General features: G+C 62.2%; 27 protein-coding genes. 10 read left to right on the forward strand and 17 right to left on the reverse strand.

Going from position 1 to position 14,190, the window contains the following annotated elements; all coding sequences use genetic code 11:
* Window positions 1–724, forward strand: a 724-nt coding sequence (locus ACFOY6_RS22160) for a hypothetical protein (RefSeq protein ID WP_379652261.1), incomplete at its 5' end; no start/stop codon positions are given.
* 10 nt (window positions 725–734) lie between these two features.
* Window positions 735–1,004 (forward strand): hypothetical protein, encoded by a 270-nt coding sequence (locus ACFOY6_RS22165; RefSeq protein WP_379652262.1) that lies wholly within the window; start codon window positions 735–737, stop codon window positions 1,002–1,004.
* A 61-nt stretch (window positions 1,005–1,065) separates the two neighbouring features.
* On the opposite strand, the gene ACFOY6_RS22170 is transcribed toward ACFOY6_RS22165, so the two are convergent.
* Entirely contained in the window at window positions 1,066–1,650 is a 585-nt protein-coding gene (locus ACFOY6_RS22170; protein WP_379640645.1) for a hypothetical protein, read from the reverse strand.
* 182 nt (window positions 1,651–1,832) lie between these two features.
* A complete protein-coding gene (locus ACFOY6_RS22175) occupies window positions 1,833–2,504 on the reverse strand; it encodes a thermonuclease family protein (protein WP_379652263.1) in 672 nt (223 codons plus the stop codon).
* Window positions 2,505–2,540: 36 nt separating this feature from the next.
* Here ACFOY6_RS22175 and ACFOY6_RS22180 point away from each other — a divergent pair, with 36 nt between their 5' ends.
* The 4 genes from ACFOY6_RS22180 (at window position 2,541) to ACFOY6_RS22195 (ending at window position 5,199) form a co-directional block, all read left to right on the forward strand.
* Entirely contained in the window at window positions 2,541–2,807 is a 267-nt protein-coding gene (locus tag ACFOY6_RS22180; protein ID WP_379652264.1) for a DUF2283 domain-containing protein, read from the forward strand.
* Window positions 2,808–3,230: 423 nt separating this feature from the next.
* Window positions 3,231–3,989, forward strand: a complete 759-nt coding sequence (locus ACFOY6_RS22185) for a hypothetical protein (protein ID WP_379652265.1) — start codon at window positions 3,231–3,233, stop codon at window positions 3,987–3,989.
* Window positions 3,986–4,633 carry a hypothetical protein gene (locus ACFOY6_RS22190; RefSeq protein WP_379640649.1) on the forward strand — a complete coding sequence of 216 codons (648 nt, stop codon included), beginning with the start codon at window positions 3,986–3,988 and terminating at the stop codon, window positions 4,631–4,633. Before ACFOY6_RS22185 ends, ACFOY6_RS22190 begins: the two co-directional genes overlap by 4 nt.
* A complete protein-coding gene (locus ACFOY6_RS22195) occupies window positions 4,630–5,199 on the forward strand; it encodes a hypothetical protein (protein WP_379640650.1) in 570 nt (189 codons plus the stop codon). Before ACFOY6_RS22190 ends, ACFOY6_RS22195 begins: the two co-directional genes overlap by 4 nt.
* A gap of 168 nt (window positions 5,200–5,367) precedes the next feature.
* Here ACFOY6_RS22195 and ACFOY6_RS22200 read toward each other — a convergent pair whose 3' ends face one another.
* From ACFOY6_RS22200 to ACFOY6_RS22270, 15 genes are all read right to left on the reverse strand, one after another.
* Window positions 5,368–5,574 (reverse strand): hypothetical protein, encoded by a 207-nt coding sequence (locus tag ACFOY6_RS22200; RefSeq protein ID WP_379640651.1) that lies wholly within the window; start codon window positions 5,572–5,574, stop codon window positions 5,368–5,370.
* A 238-nt stretch (window positions 5,575–5,812) separates the two neighbouring features.
* A complete protein-coding gene (locus tag ACFOY6_RS22205) occupies window positions 5,813–6,076 on the reverse strand; it encodes a hypothetical protein (protein WP_379640652.1) in 264 nt (87 codons plus the stop codon).
* A 195-nt stretch (window positions 6,077–6,271) separates the two neighbouring features.
* Complete coding sequence (locus ACFOY6_RS22210) at window positions 6,272–6,835, reverse strand: hypothetical protein (protein WP_379652266.1); 564 nt, start codon at window positions 6,833–6,835, stop codon at window positions 6,272–6,274.
* A 255-nt stretch (window positions 6,836–7,090) separates the two neighbouring features.
* Window positions 7,091–7,465, reverse strand: a complete 375-nt coding sequence (locus ACFOY6_RS22215) for a hypothetical protein (protein WP_379640654.1) — start codon at window positions 7,463–7,465, stop codon at window positions 7,091–7,093.
* Window positions 7,462–8,139, reverse strand: coding sequence for a division plane positioning ATPase MipZ (locus ACFOY6_RS22220; protein WP_379640655.1), 678 nt, complete (start codon window positions 8,137–8,139; stop codon window positions 7,462–7,464). The genes ACFOY6_RS22215 and ACFOY6_RS22220 overlap by 4 nt, the downstream gene beginning before the upstream one ends.
* A gap of 554 nt (window positions 8,140–8,693) precedes the next feature.
* Window positions 8,694–9,197 carry a hypothetical protein gene (locus ACFOY6_RS22225; protein ID WP_379640657.1) on the reverse strand — a complete coding sequence of 168 codons (504 nt, stop codon included), beginning with the start codon at window positions 9,195–9,197 and terminating at the stop codon, window positions 8,694–8,696.
* Between the two features lie 21 nt (window positions 9,198–9,218).
* Window positions 9,219–9,464 carry a hypothetical protein gene (locus ACFOY6_RS22230; protein WP_379640597.1) on the reverse strand — a complete coding sequence of 82 codons (246 nt, stop codon included), beginning with the start codon at window positions 9,462–9,464 and terminating at the stop codon, window positions 9,219–9,221.
* Complete coding sequence (locus ACFOY6_RS22235) at window positions 9,461–9,811, reverse strand: hypothetical protein (RefSeq protein WP_379652267.1); 351 nt, start codon at window positions 9,809–9,811, stop codon at window positions 9,461–9,463. The genes ACFOY6_RS22230 and ACFOY6_RS22235 overlap by 4 nt, the downstream gene beginning before the upstream one ends.
* Window positions 9,801–9,980, reverse strand: a complete 180-nt coding sequence (locus ACFOY6_RS22240) for a hypothetical protein (RefSeq protein WP_379652268.1) — start codon at window positions 9,978–9,980, stop codon at window positions 9,801–9,803. The genes ACFOY6_RS22235 and ACFOY6_RS22240 overlap by 11 nt, the downstream gene beginning before the upstream one ends.
* A 2-nt stretch (window positions 9,981–9,982) precedes the next feature.
* On the reverse strand, window positions 9,983–10,267 hold the full coding sequence (locus tag ACFOY6_RS22245) for a DUF2312 domain-containing protein (RefSeq protein WP_379640600.1): 285 nt from the start codon (window positions 10,265–10,267) through the stop codon (window positions 9,983–9,985).
* On the reverse strand, window positions 10,260–10,601 hold the full coding sequence (locus ACFOY6_RS22250) for a hypothetical protein (RefSeq protein WP_379652269.1): 342 nt from the start codon (window positions 10,599–10,601) through the stop codon (window positions 10,260–10,262). The genes ACFOY6_RS22245 and ACFOY6_RS22250 overlap by 8 nt, the downstream gene beginning before the upstream one ends.
* On the reverse strand, window positions 10,598–10,720 hold the full coding sequence (locus ACFOY6_RS22255) for a hypothetical protein (protein WP_379640602.1): 123 nt from the start codon (window positions 10,718–10,720) through the stop codon (window positions 10,598–10,600). Before ACFOY6_RS22255 ends, ACFOY6_RS22250 begins: the two co-directional genes overlap by 4 nt.
* Window positions 10,717–11,049 carry a hypothetical protein gene (locus ACFOY6_RS22260; protein ID WP_379652270.1) on the reverse strand — a complete coding sequence of 111 codons (333 nt, stop codon included), beginning with the start codon at window positions 11,047–11,049 and terminating at the stop codon, window positions 10,717–10,719. The genes ACFOY6_RS22255 and ACFOY6_RS22260 overlap by 4 nt, the downstream gene beginning before the upstream one ends.
* Window positions 11,049–11,561 (reverse strand): hypothetical protein, encoded by a 513-nt coding sequence (locus ACFOY6_RS22265; protein ID WP_379640604.1) that lies wholly within the window; start codon window positions 11,559–11,561, stop codon window positions 11,049–11,051. The genes ACFOY6_RS22260 and ACFOY6_RS22265 overlap by 1 nt, the downstream gene beginning before the upstream one ends.
* 267 nt (window positions 11,562–11,828) lie before the next feature.
* Entirely contained in the window at window positions 11,829–12,266 is a 438-nt protein-coding gene (locus tag ACFOY6_RS22270; RefSeq protein WP_379640605.1) for a helix-turn-helix transcriptional regulator, read from the reverse strand.
* Between the two features lie 448 nt (window positions 12,267–12,714).
* Between ACFOY6_RS22270 and ACFOY6_RS22275 the strand changes: the two genes are divergently transcribed.
* The 4 genes from ACFOY6_RS22275 to ACFOY6_RS22290 all read left to right on the forward strand — a co-directional run.
* The gene (locus ACFOY6_RS22275) at window positions 12,715–13,050 is read left to right on the forward strand and encodes a hypothetical protein (protein ID WP_379652271.1); all 336 of its coding nucleotides are present in this window, start codon (window positions 12,715–12,717) and stop codon (window positions 13,048–13,050) included.
* 79 nt (window positions 13,051–13,129) lie between these two features.
* On the forward strand, window positions 13,130–13,657 hold the full coding sequence (locus ACFOY6_RS22280; RefSeq protein ID WP_379652272.1) for a hypothetical protein: 528 nt from the start codon (window positions 13,130–13,132) through the stop codon (window positions 13,655–13,657).
* Window positions 13,658–13,679: 22 nt separating this feature from the next.
* Window positions 13,680–13,907, forward strand: coding sequence for a hypothetical protein (locus ACFOY6_RS22285; protein WP_379652273.1), 228 nt, complete (start codon window positions 13,680–13,682; stop codon window positions 13,905–13,907).
* A partial coding sequence (locus ACFOY6_RS22290) for a DnaB-like helicase N-terminal domain-containing protein (protein ID WP_379652274.1) occupies window positions 13,894–14,190 on the forward strand: 297 nt, incomplete at its 3' end. The genes ACFOY6_RS22285 and ACFOY6_RS22290, both read left to right, overlap by 14 nt.

Raw genomic sequence — 14,190 nt, forward strand, 5'->3', positions numbered from 1 at the left:
TCTCCAGCGCATGCGGCAGCACTTCATCGACCGGGAATACTGTGCGGCCGGCTACTGGGACAGCGAGAAGGATACGAACGGGCGGCTGAGTGACAACCCGGCCGGCGATGACAGCCGCAAGGCGTTCGTGGAGCTGTTCGGGCTGACTTACCTGCCGGCCAAGAGCGGCACGGGGGATCACCCGCAGCCCTCCAATCCCGCCCCTGTCCCCACCCCCCAGCAGCCCGAGGCGCAGCAGCCTCCGCAGCCGGCCGACCCGGTGCAGGCGCTCCTGCAGGCCATCCACGAGGGCGCCTGGGCTGAGCGCCGCCGCAATCCGGCCACGCCACTGGCCGCGCTGGAGCACATCGCCTGGGCTGCGCGGGTGAAGCTCGGCCTGGTGGCAGGCGACGCGCCGGACGGGCAAGCGCCCCTTTCTGCCCTGCTGGCGATCTACCGCGCGGACGTGTCCAGTTACGATGCCGCCGCGCAGCTCCTGGCCATGGCCTGGCAGGATCAGGCGGAGCCGCTGCTGGAGGCGGCCGGGCTGCTGGTGGATGAGCCGGCGCCGGAGCCGGAGCTGGGGGAGGGTGGCGCCGACCTGGAGGCCCTGCGGCGCGAGCTGGAGACGACGCGTGAGCAGCTGGCCGACGCGAGGCAGGAGGTGGTGGCGCTGACCCAGGCCAATGGCACCTTGCAGGCGCGGATCCGGGCTGGGCTGGTGGCGCTGAGCGCCGGGGAGTAACAAGCCGGGCATGGCCATGCCCACCGTCATCCCCGAAGGCGCCAAGATCATCCAAAGGCCGGAGGAGCCGGAGCGGGGCTGGACGGTCGTGGAGTACCGCGGCGCCCGTCTCCGCTGCTGGGGCGTCGCGAACCTGCTCGACTGGCCAGAGCACCCGTTCCACGGCATGCACGCCGGCAATTCGGCCATCCTGGCGCACATCGTTGATTGCTGGCTGGACGGGAAGCGGCTGCCGCAGGGGTATGGGGTGGGCAATAGAAGGACCCTTTTGGGCCGGTAACTAAAATACCGCCTGAATTGGCGAGGCCCTTTCAGTAAATCTGTTTTAAAAATTATGCATTCTATTCCTTTGATAATTCCGTTTTGTTGCGAGCCAATCGGCGGAATTGTTTCCGTATGTCTTTACTAATTTTTACAGGAAACATAAATTCGCCATCAGTCCAAAGATAGGCTCCAGTAAGCTCTGCTAAGATCAAGCGATTGCACCAATTATGGTTTAGGAATCTTCGTGCAACGTATTCGAATTGCTTTTCTTCCAGAATGAAGAGAGTAAAACTTGTATTAGGATTAACGGTGACGGGGAAGACAACCGTGTGGATAACTTTATCGCCCACAGCATGAACCGGAACAGATATAACGCTTGTTTTTTTGTATAAACTAGCCCTTAGCCTGAAGCAGAATTGATTAAGATTAATTGGAACCAAGCCAACGTTATTTACTACAACTGAGATGTATTCCCCGACTGGTCCGCTTTCTCTAGTTGCGACAGCCATTTTAACAAGCCGAGCCCTCAATTTTGGTTTGTGCGCGGCCTTCGCCAGCCATGCTGCCCACAAAGCAACGACTACCGCTGCAGTAGTGCTCACCGCACTAACTAGAGAAATCGTCTTTTCGTAAGACGTTGCCCATTTCTCGATGTCAAACACTTGCTGCCCTTCGGAGGATAGTACCCTTCGGAACAGTTAATACCATCGTGCCAATCAGAAGACACACCATACAAATGGTGAGAATTCCAGGTGCACCGGAAGGCCGGCTTTAGCCCGATAATCTGGGCTTATCGTTTGCAGGACTGTGCAAGGCAGCTTTCACCCAAAAGCCGGCCCTTGGCTCAGCGGCAGAGCCGCTCACAGGGCATGCCGTCACCATCACCGTCGAGCCGACTGACGTTGCATTGGCTGAAATAGAAGCGCGCTTCGGCGCAGTCGCGCATCTGGCCGCAGTAGCGCTTGGCCCCGCAGCTCAGCTCAGGCGCACGGCTGTGCAGGGCGCCCGCCGAGGATCGCTCCTGGGCCGAGCTCCGCCGGTCTCCACCGCGCCAGGCCCAGGGGGCTATTCGCTCGGAAGGCGGCAGTGCCCAGAGGCCCTTCTTTGCAGCCTTTGCCTCGGCTTCCAGAGCCAGAAGCGCAGGGTCACGGTTGTACTGCTGGTACACCCAGGAAGCGCCGCGGCGGACCAGCTCCGCATTCACGTCCACCGCGCCGACCCAGAGCCGGCCAACCGTTCGGCCGTAGCGGTCGATGTCCTCGACCACCACCCGCGCTTCCTTCCGTCCGGCCAGGCTGGACAACTCCTGCTGGGCCCGTATGCCATAGGGCTGCCGGCTCTCGGGCGCATCGATGCTGCCCAGGCGGATGCGGACCTGCTGGTTGCCCGATGCCAGGAGAGTCAGGGTATCGCCGTCGTGGATGCCCACCACCCGCCCCTGCAGCTCCGTTGACCAGGCGGCCGGTGCCCAGAGGCAGGCCAGCAGCAGAATCACTCGCAACAAGGCGGCATCCAATCCATCATCATCAATCTGGGGTTTAGGTCTGGTGGCATGATCACGACAAGCTACGACCCTGATGAGGATGTCTGCGAGGTGCGCTTTGCACCGCGCCGGTTCGTGCGCCGGCGAGATACGATTGCGCCCGGCCTGATCCTCGAGATGAATGAGGATGGCACCGTGGTGGGCATCATCGTCCATTCCGTCCAGGAGCGCGCCTCCGGCAGGATCGCAGTGGACGAGGATGGCGGTGTCGAAGCGCGCGCGCCCTCGCAGGCGACGCTGAATCTTTGGGAGAAGCTCGCCAAGAAGTTCGGCTGACTTTGCGCAGGAAGAAAATGGCACAAATCAATCGCAACACTACACAACCCGGGACGACCAATCGCAATGGTCAGACAGTGATCCGCAAGACCGATCTTCCTGGCAATGACCATAATCAGATGGTCTATGAGTTGTACTGTCAACGATGCAGCTACCGGTATGGTGCTAACGGTTCAGATGTCTGGCTGAGACGTTGTCCTGCCTGTGATGGCGGCCGCCCGGGTCTACCCCTATCTTGATGGGATTTGGTTACTCGAGCTTCTGCCTTGGTAGAAGACGTCAAAGGCTTGCCTCGGCTGCCCCTAATGAAATCGTCGCACCTTATCATATAGGCTGCATGCAGGTGAGGCTGGTCGCAGCTGGAAGGCAATCTGCTATTGGCAGAAGTTCTGCGAGCAGCGATTGTGCGTCGAAATTTCTATGATGGAAGCGTTGGACGTGGAAATAAGTACGGACCTACAGGCTGAGAACATCCAGGGCGTGATTTTCGTGCTGCCGGGCAACGAGCAGGCCGACGCGCCGAAGATATGGGAGCGCCTATTCCCTGGAGACGCTCCAGACGGCTACCAACGCGCAAAAGCTAATACACCGACGCTAATTTCCAGCGCTTCAGGACAGCGGGGCAATTACACCTGGACGGTCAACTCGCAAGTTGGTCGCATCGACATCATTTGCCAGTCATCAATACAGCCTCAACCAGGCGGACCTGTTCCTCGTATAGTTGATATTTCAGATGCTGCTTTCACTTTATGCGGAATGATGAAGAAATTAAATCAAGGCACAAAAATTGCGCGTCTAGCGATGGTTTTTGAATTATCAAAGTCTGTAAGTCCGGGGACAGAAGGAAAGGAGCTCAGAAAGATGCTTTCTGTCTTCCCATTTCCTGAAACTGTGACTGATGTTTCTATGCAGTTTAATGTGCGTAAACATTTTGTATCATCTCCAGCAACGCAGATGAATAGGCTTTGTGCCTGGGCTAATGGGCAACTGGCATTTATTGGTGGACCCGGGATGCCATTTGGCGCGCCGCTGCCAATGATACCTTTTGTAGGCTGCAAAGTAGATGTGAACACTGCGCCTGAGACACATCCACCTGAGGACAAGCTTGAAGCTATACTGGATGAGCTTGTCTCAGAAGGACTGCAGATTTGCGCCGACGGAGCAGCGAGATTGCTGGCATGAGCGATCCATTCAACAACAGCAGTTCGGTGAATAGAATTTTCAGGGCGATAATAAAATCTGACCCTGTAAATTCTATGACGACTGATTCTTCTGCTGGCTATCCGGAAGCAATTTATGTTCCCGATCCAATAAAGAATTTTGATCTAAAAACTTATTTTGATGATGTCCGAATCCACCACTCTATGGTCAAGAATACCTATAATGGTTCTAACAGCGGTTTACCTATTTGCTATGTGAGGCTTCGGCAGCCCGCAGAGACAACGTCTAGGCAAATCTTGGAACCAACAGCTAACTCATCAGAAAATTTAAGCTCTTCTTTTGCAGAATATTATGAAAAAGCTACAAATCAATTAGTTGATTTGTCGAATGCAGAAGAAAGTGAGCGAGAAGTAGAAGAGGGCGCTGTTCAATCAGCTTTGGTTGTTATCAATGCTCTTAGAAAGCACCAGTATGCGCCACCTCGCATTAGCTGGCACGGTGGCGATGCTGTCGTAATGCTTTGGGTTTTAGCCGATACGGCCTATGCACTCACTGTTACCGAAGGAGAGATGGGCTATGTAGTGCGCCGCAATAAAAAAACAGTACAACGAGCCGATTCAATTTCGATAAATCATTTTCTGCTTACAAATGCGAGCAATCCATGATTGTTGAAATTCAAGAAGAAGATGTAATTTCGCGTTGTATTGTTTACGATAACGCATTTGAGAACGATGTTCATGTTGATAGCTTCCTATGGAGGTTTGGGCCTGCTAAGGAAGATGGTGCATCGCACGAATCTGCTGTGCTTCGCAGGCTAGCGCCTGAAGACAGTGACGTTCATCATATAGGCTGCGGCATCGCAGTTAAGAAAAATGAGAGAAAAAACAACCCGCCTCCTGGAAAAAAACGCAAATACTATTGCGGTTTTCGTAGCTCTTGTTTTGGGTCATTACCTAAGTCGGGTGACGGTTATCTGATTGATATTAAGCATCTTCCTGAAGATGGTGTCTATGCTCACGTTGATGTTGCCCTTACTATAACAGTGGAAGGGAAAAGCGCTCGGGCAAACCGTCGTACTGAAGCCGGACTTGCTCTAGCCGAGCAATTTGGACCGCCAGTACCTCATCGGTGTGAATGCGATCTTGAAGATGAACATCATCCTCTGCAAGTCTGGGGCGTCAAGTGCCTCGCTACCGATGGCGAAGTGCTCTGGCCGGCACTCACCTCTTAAGTAGCAAGTTTTGTAGACAGTCTCAGGCCTTAAAAAGCCTTTAACTTTATGATCATAGCTTATGTAGCGGTGTGGCGCGGCGGCAGCTTGGTGTACCTCGTACTAAAAGCCTCATTGCTCCAATGCATAACAGTGGCTCTTCGCTCCGTGGCCCAGCTCCCGCCGCAATCACCCCGCCGAGTGCGCCCTGGCCGGCGGCAGCCTGACCAGTCTGCATCCGGACCGCTCCATCTGCTCGAGCACGCGGTCTGCGGCCTGGTCTGGCGCCGGGCAGGCTAAGGTCTTCCTCAGCGGCCGCCCTTCCAGGCTGTAGCGAAGCGCGTAGCGGATGCTCTCCAGCACGTCGTCGCGGTCTGCGCCCTCGAGCTCGATCACGGGTCGGCTTCTGTCAGCGGACGCTGCGCTCCGCGGCGCACCGGCGGGGCTGGGTTCTGTGCCATCAGCGCACGCATGCCGACCGCCAGCGGGCGCAGCCAAGCGGCCACCGTCGGCGGCACAGGGCTAAGACCGCAGGACCAGCGCCTGACTGTGATCTGTTCTACGTCGAGAATGCGGGCTGCCTCGGCCGGTCTCCAATGGAGATCGGCCAGGCACTGCCGGAACTCCGCGGGCGTCATTGGATGGCGGCCTGCGCCGCTTTGAACGCGTCGTGCGCCGCGCGCAGAACTGCCACGGCCGCCTCCGCTTGGCGCAGGCCAATGCGGTCGCTGCTGTCGAGATCGGCCGTCGCCTCCTGCGCTGCCTCGACACCTTCGGCGAGTTGGCTGGCCAGTTCCTCCAGGCGCTCTCGCACCTCAATGCGCCCCTCCTCCCCCGCCCAGCTGAGCAGGCCAGCCACCATCGCTTCTACCTCGCGGCGCATGCGATCGGGCGACACGGCGCGTCCTGCCAGGTCGGCTACGCGCTGGAGGGGGTTCGGGCGTGTTGGCGTGGGGGGTCGCTTCGCGGGTCGGGGGGCCATAGCGGGGATTCTCCATGGTCAGGCGAGGCGCGCGCCAACACGCCCGTGCCGAACCTATGAGGCGAACGGAAAAGGAACAAGGGGATTTTGTACTTGTTTCGTACTAGGTGCCTATAGCCCCCACCGCGCGCGCATCTCCTCCAGCCGAGTTGGCTCGATTGGCGGCGGCTCGCAGCCTTGCCAGAGCACCCTCCCCTCCCCCTGCTCTTCTTCTGGTTTTTCATAGGAATCTGAGGCTGACCGGCTGCCGGTATCGCTTGGCCGGTTCCACTCGCCAGGCGCCCGGAACAGGTAGGCGTTGGTCACTTGGACCCACCGGCCGCCGGCCACGGTGCCGCGCGGGATCCGCAGCAGGATGCCCGCCTCCTCCAGCCGCGTGACCGCCTCCTGCACCGTCGAGCGCGCTAGGTGAGCCGCGTTGGCGATCTGCTGGAGGGCCGGGTCACACGCCCCTGCCCTCCCCAGCCCCCGGTAGAGCAGCGTCCAGAGCACGCGCAGGGCTGTCTCTCGCAGCTCGCCACCATGCCGGCCGGAGCCGCGGCGATAGGTCTCCCGCTCCCGTCGGCGGGCGGCCTCCATAATGCGTAGACGGTCGGCGTGGCCGAGGCGCTGGCGCTGCCAGGCGGCCACGGGTTGGCAACCGGCGCGCGCGGGCCGGCGGTGGTGGATGGGCATCCTCGTTCCTGTGTCGGTAGCCGACAGCAGGCCGAGCTAGAGCGTTATCAAGTTGGCGCTTGATTCGGCGGGCTCGGCGGGGCAGGATGCGCGTCAGAACAGTAGTGCGCGGTCCCTGCCCTTGGCTGGACTGTCGGAAAAGCTCCCCGGTTGGCGCCGTGGGGGCTTTTTTCGTTTCAAGGGGTTGGCGTGTCTGTTAGCTCCGCGAATGAGGTGTGCAAGGTATGCGGCTGGTAACTAAGGCGCAACCTGAGTCTACCGCCCTTCCCTCTCCAGCTCTCGCTGCAGCGCCGCGAGCGCACGCTCAAAGGTCTCGGCCACCTTTAGCCCGGACTGGTCGGCCAGCTGGTAAAACAGATCTGCCGCTGCTGCGGTCGTCTTGACGCTGATCGTCTGATTGCGGCCGGTCCGGTGTGTACGAGGCGCCCGGCGTGATGCTGCGGGGGTTGCGGGCACCGGGGCTTCGGCCACCGCTTCCCGGCTTCTGAATTTCGACCCCTGGCTGAGCTGATCAAGCTGCTCCGCGGCTGGCGCCGCAGGTGCAGGCGCTTTCGGGCGGAAGGCGCTCACGTCCAGCTCGCTGTCGGAGGGCTTCTGGCTTTCAAAGATGCTCATGCGGGTCGAGGTCATGCTGCCGCTGCCTGCTGCTTGAGGATGGCCACCACCTCGCCGGCAAAGGCAGAGGCATTTTCCTGGGCGGCCGGGATGTTCCGGACCTGCTTGGGGTCCAGCGATGCAAGCGTGCCGCCGAAGGAAAAGAGCGCACGGAAGGCGTCGCGATCGTGCAGGCGAACCGACATCACCCTGATGCCCTGCCCTTCGAACTCGGACGCAATGCTGGAGAGGGTACGAGGCTGTAGGGCCGCGCTCGTGCGGGTGAAGAGGATCGCAACCGGGATCTTGATGCGGAAAGCCACCTCCTGCTGCTGCACCTCTCGCACTGCGGCCACAGCCTCCACCGCGTCCAGCACAGAGCCTTGGGTGGGCACCACCACCAGGTCAGCTCGGCTGATGGCATAGACCTGCATGCGCGAGGCCGTGCCCTCGAGGTCGACAATGACGAAGGGGGTCCGCTGAGCGGCCGTCTCGATCGTGTTGATGATGGTCCGCTCTGTCACATCCCCCACCACCGAGACGTTTTCGGGACAGCCAGGGCGGCCGCCCCACCGCACAAGGGGACGGTTGGGGTCGGCATCAATCAAGGTAACCGCCGCCCCTCTCCGGGCCAGCTCTGCCGCCAGCAGGAGAGCCGAGGTGGACTTTCCGGCTCCCCCTTTTGGCGTCGCGAACACGATAGTCGGCATGCCTGCTTACTCTCTGCAAACGGTCGGCCAACGGCCCACCATAGGTTTACCTTTGGGCAACCCTATGGACTAGGAAGCAAGTGGTCAACATTTGGGCACCTGTAGGCCAACAGCAAACCCACGTCATCTGTTGGCTGACGGTTTCCTATAGGTAAACCGTAGGTTTGCTTTTTTGGGGAAGGAGGGGGCTGGCGGGCTTTCACCGCCCGGGCGGGCTTGTTGGAGCAATCCGCTCTGTCTCCCTGCGCCCTTGCGGGCCGCTTTCGCCTCCGGGAGCCTGAGGCGACTGGTCAGAGGCGCCGGGGTATCGCCGCGATACTGGCAAGCAAGTCGCCGCCCGCCATTGTTGCTCGTCGCCGATCGGCAATGCCCTGCCGCCGCATGGGCGCGTCGTAGAGGTTGTGGCACCTCTGACACCCTGCCAGCAGGTTCTCCGGCCGGCAGTCCTCCGGCTGGTGGTTCAGATGCGCGACGGTCAGCACCACGCGGCTGGCGGTGAGAGGGTGATGCTGGCCGTTCTCCGATAGGCGCTGAACATGCCAGTGACTTCGACTCTAAATTTCTGGATCATGACGAGGCATCTTGCATGTCCTGAGTGCAAGTTCGGCCTTCAGCATCACCAGTGCTTCATCAAGAATGTCGATGACAAACTGTGGGCCAGTCGGTGTGTCGACAATCAGCTTAATCTGGTTAGCGAAACTCCCCTGGCCCATAGCAGCCTCAAAGAAACCGGGTCTATCTTGCTTGACGTCCCAATAATCTTGAAGGTGATTCCGAACTTTCTTGCCCCGACCGTGCTTTGAACTATTGCTGATATCCCGGCATATGGAGAATGCTGTGCAGCTTTTAGAAAACTGGCATGAAAGCTTCTGCTGCACATTCATGATCCTGTTAGGCGGGATTTCAGCATCTGCCGATACAATATGATCAGCTACATGCACGACCATGATGGCAGCCAAACAGGCAAGGCGTCTGTCATACTGCATACTGCGAAATTCTTCGACACTCGGAACAGCCATGTCCCGAAAAAAGCGTCCAGCACGATTCTCGCTCAGCATGATGTATCTCGGTTCACTGGGTCATTCATTGCGGACACTGGCTCTCTCCCGCTTCATCTTCTCGTACCAGGGCCAAAGCTTGGCGGGATCGAACCCGCGCATCCTGGCCGCCTTTTCCAAAGCAGGCATCACGATAGGGAAGGGGATGCCCAGAAAGGCAGCCACCTCGTCACCCGTCTTGCTGTGCCCGCCCTGGAAGGACGGGGCCATCACCAGCACGAGGCGTTCAGCCTCTCGCTGGCGGGCATCGCTCGGTTGCTCGTTCATGCGGCATCCTCCTCCAGAGCCTGCTGCATCTGCCGCGCTGCATCGGAGGCGCAGGGCAGGCATATCCGCACCGCGCCGTTCGGCGCCGCGAAGAACGCATCCGCCTCCGCGGCGGTGTGGCCGCACCAGGCGCAGCACGGCGGCGTCCAGCTGACGACCTGCTGGATGGCCGCGGCCACATCCAGGGCGTCCAGCACGGACAGGCGCTGATAGCGATAGTGGCCGGTGACCTGGTCACGCAGCTGCAGCACCAGGGGACGATCGGGCCAAGCCGTGGTGCCTACCGTCAGCTCGTTCTCTGGCAGGTCAAAGACCTGCTCCGAGACGGCGCGCGCGTCATTGCCCATGGCGCGCGCTGCCACTGAGGGTGCCGTGCGCAGAGCGCGAGATCTGGTAATCGTCCAGCCTCATGCGCGCCTGGTCACGCGCCTCCATCTCGGTGAACCACCAAGCCAGCACCGCCGCAGCCACAAGCGGCAGCAGAAGGCTCAGGGCGATGATGAGCACTGTCCGCACGGCTACATCCCGAGGGCGCGGCGGTACAGGTCCACCAGGTTCTCGAGCTGCTCCACCTCGGAAGGCTTCTGCTTGCGGATGCGGATGACCGCCTTGACCGCCTTCACGTCGAAACCGGCGCTCTTCGCTTCCTGGAAAATCTGCGAAATGTCCTCGCCGAGTTCCTTGCGCTGTTCGTCCAGCTTCTCGACCCGTTCGATGATGGAGCGAAGACGCTCCACGGCGATGCCGCCGGGCACGGTGTCTTCCACATCGTGCTGGCGGACATCACTCAGGATCTTACCCATGCCGCAGTGCTCCCTTTGACAACTTGCTCTTCGCTACGCCGAGTTCCTCCGCGAGCGCGGACACGCGGCCCGTGGGAAGCTGCAGCTCACGTGCGACCTCCACGACCGACATGCGCGCCAGCAGCAGCGCGCGCGCCTCGGTCCAGGCGGTGCGCTCGGACACCGCCTTGCTCTGAGGCTCGGGGGCAGCAGCGGGCGTGATGTCTGCCTGCGGGACCTCCATCTCGGTCGCCCGTGCGGCGAGGTCGGATCTGCGGCGCTCCCAAAAGGCGCGCATCGCGACGCTCTGCCTGGCGCGCCGCTCCGGCGTCCAGCTGGCGGCGACGCCGCTCACAGCGGCATGCTCCCGACCGCGCACAGCAGCAGCGTCAGCACCGCGACAATTCCGACCAGCGCAACGAGGATGCCCTGCTCCAGATCGCGCAGCGCGGCATCCGCATCAGGGCGGGTCATTGGATCACCACCCGCGCCTCGGGCGGCACCGGCGGGATGGCAAGGCCGAGGGCGGACTCCTGCCGCTCCGCCTCGATGGCGGCCTGCAGGATGCGGCCGCAGCGGGCGCTGGCGTAGGTGACGGGCAGATCGTCCGCCTCCAGCGACAGCAGCGCCGCGCCGATGCGGGCGCCGCAATCGCGCAGCGCCTGCGCGTCGCGGCCGGGCATGGCCAGCAGCTCACTGGCGGTGCCGGCAATGCCGTCGCGCAGCTTGGTGGGCACCGCGCCGGAGCGGTTGACAGCGATCAGCAGGGCGCGCGCTGAGCGCGCCAGGCCAGCGGTGATCATCACAGCTCGTCCTCATAGATCGGCTCGTCCACGCGGATGTGGATCGTCTCTTCGATCCGCATCACGCGCAGGACGGTGTTGGGGTGGGCGGGGGCGGCCTGCAGGGCGAGGCTGCGCGCCTCGGCGGCGGTGTCGGCCTCGGCGATCGGCGCTAGGCCACCAGCGAGAAAGACGCCCCAGCGAGCGGGGCGGCCGGCGGACATCGTGACGACGATCTCGGCGCCCCGCTGCCGCGCCGCCCGCAGGCGCGGATCGTCCAGCAGCTCGTCAGTCGAGGGCGGCACGATCTGTGGCGCGCCCTCATCCCGCTCGGCCTGCAGGCGCAGCGCCGCGGTCAGCGCGGTGCGCAGCAGCGGATTGAGCGCCAGCCCGGCAATGCGGCGGATCGCGCCGCGCGGGTCGGTGCAATGGACTTTGCCGGTCGGGAAAATGCGGAGGAAGGGCCGGCCGCGCTCGTCATGGAGCACCAGCTCCGTGGGGCGGGGGTCGTCGTGCAGGTGGGACCCATCCACCTGCGGCTGCACTTTGCGGGGGTCAGGCCGCTGCGAGTTCGCGGCAGGGGGGATGTGCATGGGTGCCTCCAGCGCCAGGATCCGGCGCCGGATTCAACTGCCAGAATATCTGGCACATCTCAACAGAAAAGTCAGATTTTCTGGCAGTCGAGCAGATTGCGCTTGACGGTCACCCGGAACGAAAGGTTAGGGTGCAAACGTTGTTTACGGTTTGTTCGCTGAGGAAGAATCGCGAGATGTGCCGGGGTAAACGTGGTTTCGTGTGGCCTAAGCCGGTCGTATTGCCCGTGCAAGCGCCTGAGTCACAGAGCCAGGCTCAAAGCCGGCCGCATCTGGATCAAGGCCCTGTTCGCGTGCTGTCAGACGGATGGCCAGCGCCGTAGGAACAGCGTCTAAGCGCCCTCGGTAAATGTAATCAAGGGTCACGCCGGTCTTGTCACAGAGGACCACCATGGCCTCTTCGCCGGGCTTATTCTCGGCATTCTCCCAGTTCACATACCGTGTGCGGTTCACGCCCAGCCATTTGGCAAAGGCGCTCTGGTCCATCCCGAGCTCTGCTCGAATGGCTCGTAAACGGGCTGCGATCTGGTCAGGCATGTGCTGCGACATGCCTACTACATAGCCAGCAAAGGTGGCCGAAGGCTTGCCAGTAAAACTGGCGTTCAACCTTCCATCATCCTTGTTTCGTGCCAGAATTTCTGGCATGCATCCGGCATGGACGCTTCGGAAATCGTCAAGGCGCTGGGCGGCTCTACCAAGGTTTCGGCCTTGGTGGGGGCGCGCCGCAGCGCTGTTTCGAATTGGCCCCGTCATGGCATTCCTGCCCGGTACTGGGTGCCGATTTTGGATGCCTGCAGGGCAGCGGGGCTGGGCCACATCACGCTGCAAGATGTGCAGTGGCGTCCCGCTGCGAATCCACGTCCGGACTCTGAGGCAGCCTGATGCGCGTCGGTGAGCAGCACAGGCCATATCGTTGGCCGGACGCATACCTGAATGCGATGGTTGAAAACGCGATCGGCCCGGGGTTGCCCCCCCAGGCCGATGCCGCTGGCTCGCCGGACATCCATTATCTGCGAACCCCACTCTCTGCTGAGCAGGACAATCGCAGAAGCGGCCGAGCATTTCTCGGCCCGAAGTGGACCGAAAAATGTCAGTGACCGCCACCTCCTCGGATTTGGTCGCGGAGCGGATCGGCCGTGTGCTGTCCGCCCGCTACGGTGTGCTGCGTGCCGGCGCCAAGCGCCTGGCCGCGTCCGTCGGCGCTGATCCTCGCGCCGTTAAAAATTGGCTCGCGGGCACCAATGCCCCGCAGCTCTCCCACGCAATCGATTTGATGGCCGCAGACCCCGCGATCGAGGCGGAGATCCTCGCGCTTGTTCGCGGCCGGAGGGAACAACTGTGCGCTGTGAATTCGTCGTGGGATTCGGCTGGTACGGGCTCGGCTGGGGATGGGCTGACGGCGTCATGCCGGAGCTGCGCCTCGGATTGATCCGGCTGGCCATCGCCTGGCCATCGCTGGCCGAAGCGGTAGAGCGAGCCGTGCGGCGGCGCCGCGAGGCGGGCCGGTCGTGAGCGCCCCGCAGGCCGCGCCGGGAGAGCGCCTGGAGACGTTGCTCCGCTGGCTGGCAGCGGACCTGGGCGCCTCTCCTGGGCCGTGCCCCAGCAATGCCGTCATTGCGGAGCGTGTTGGTCTCGCCTCCTACAACCAGGCCACCAACCTGCTGACCCGGGCGCAGAACGCCGGCCTGATCGCATTCGAGACGGCGCGGCAGCACCAGCAGCGCGTGGTGCGGGTGCTGCCGGCGGGTCTCGACATGGTCAGGCGCCGCACAGCGCCACCTCCTCCGCCCGCTCCGCGCTTTGCGGATTGGCTCGCCACGGCCAGGCCGGGTGACCGGTACACCTATTTCACCGGCCATCTGGCGGAGGCGCGCGGCCTCCCCCTCCAAAAGCGAGGTGTCGAGATGCGCCTGGCGCTGGCGCAGGCGGCGGCGGCCGACAAGGCGGCTAGCGATGGCCTGGTGCTGCTGACGACGCAGCGCCTGCCCGACGGCCAGTGCGCCTATCTCGCCATCCGCCGCCGGCGGGGCGCCTGATATGCCCGCTGCTCTCCCGTCAGTGTCCCCGCGCCTCTACGCCGCAGTGACGGCGCGCCTGCAGGGCGCGACGCTGGGCGAATCCCTGAGCGCGCTGGCGCGCTGCGCCGCGCTGGTCAGCAGCCACACGACAGATCCCGAGGCCGCGCTGCGGCTGATGACAGACAGGGCCGCCGCCGAGCTGCACGCGCAACAGCGCGCTCGCGCCGAGCCGGCCGTCCACCCGGAGAAGCCGCATGGCCACCCATAACATCCTCCACTTCCCGCCGCCGGACGCCGTGGCGCCCAGCCTGCGCGTGCCGCCGCACAACACTGCGGCGGAGCAGGCGGTGCTCGGCGCGCTGCTGGCGAACAACCGCATCTATGAGCGGGTGCAGGAGTTCCTGCGGTCCGAGCATTTCGCGCACACCGCACACGGCCACATCTTCACGGCAATCCAGCGGCGCATCGATGCCGGGCAGGTCGCGGATGCCGTGACGCTGCGCGGCGACTTCGAGGGGTCGGAGCTGCTGACGTCGGTGGGCGGTGTCGCC

This window comes from Teichococcus aestuarii, from assembly GCF_042651065.1.
GTDB lineage: Bacteria > Pseudomonadota > Alphaproteobacteria > Acetobacterales > Acetobacteraceae > Pseudoroseomonas > Pseudoroseomonas aestuarii.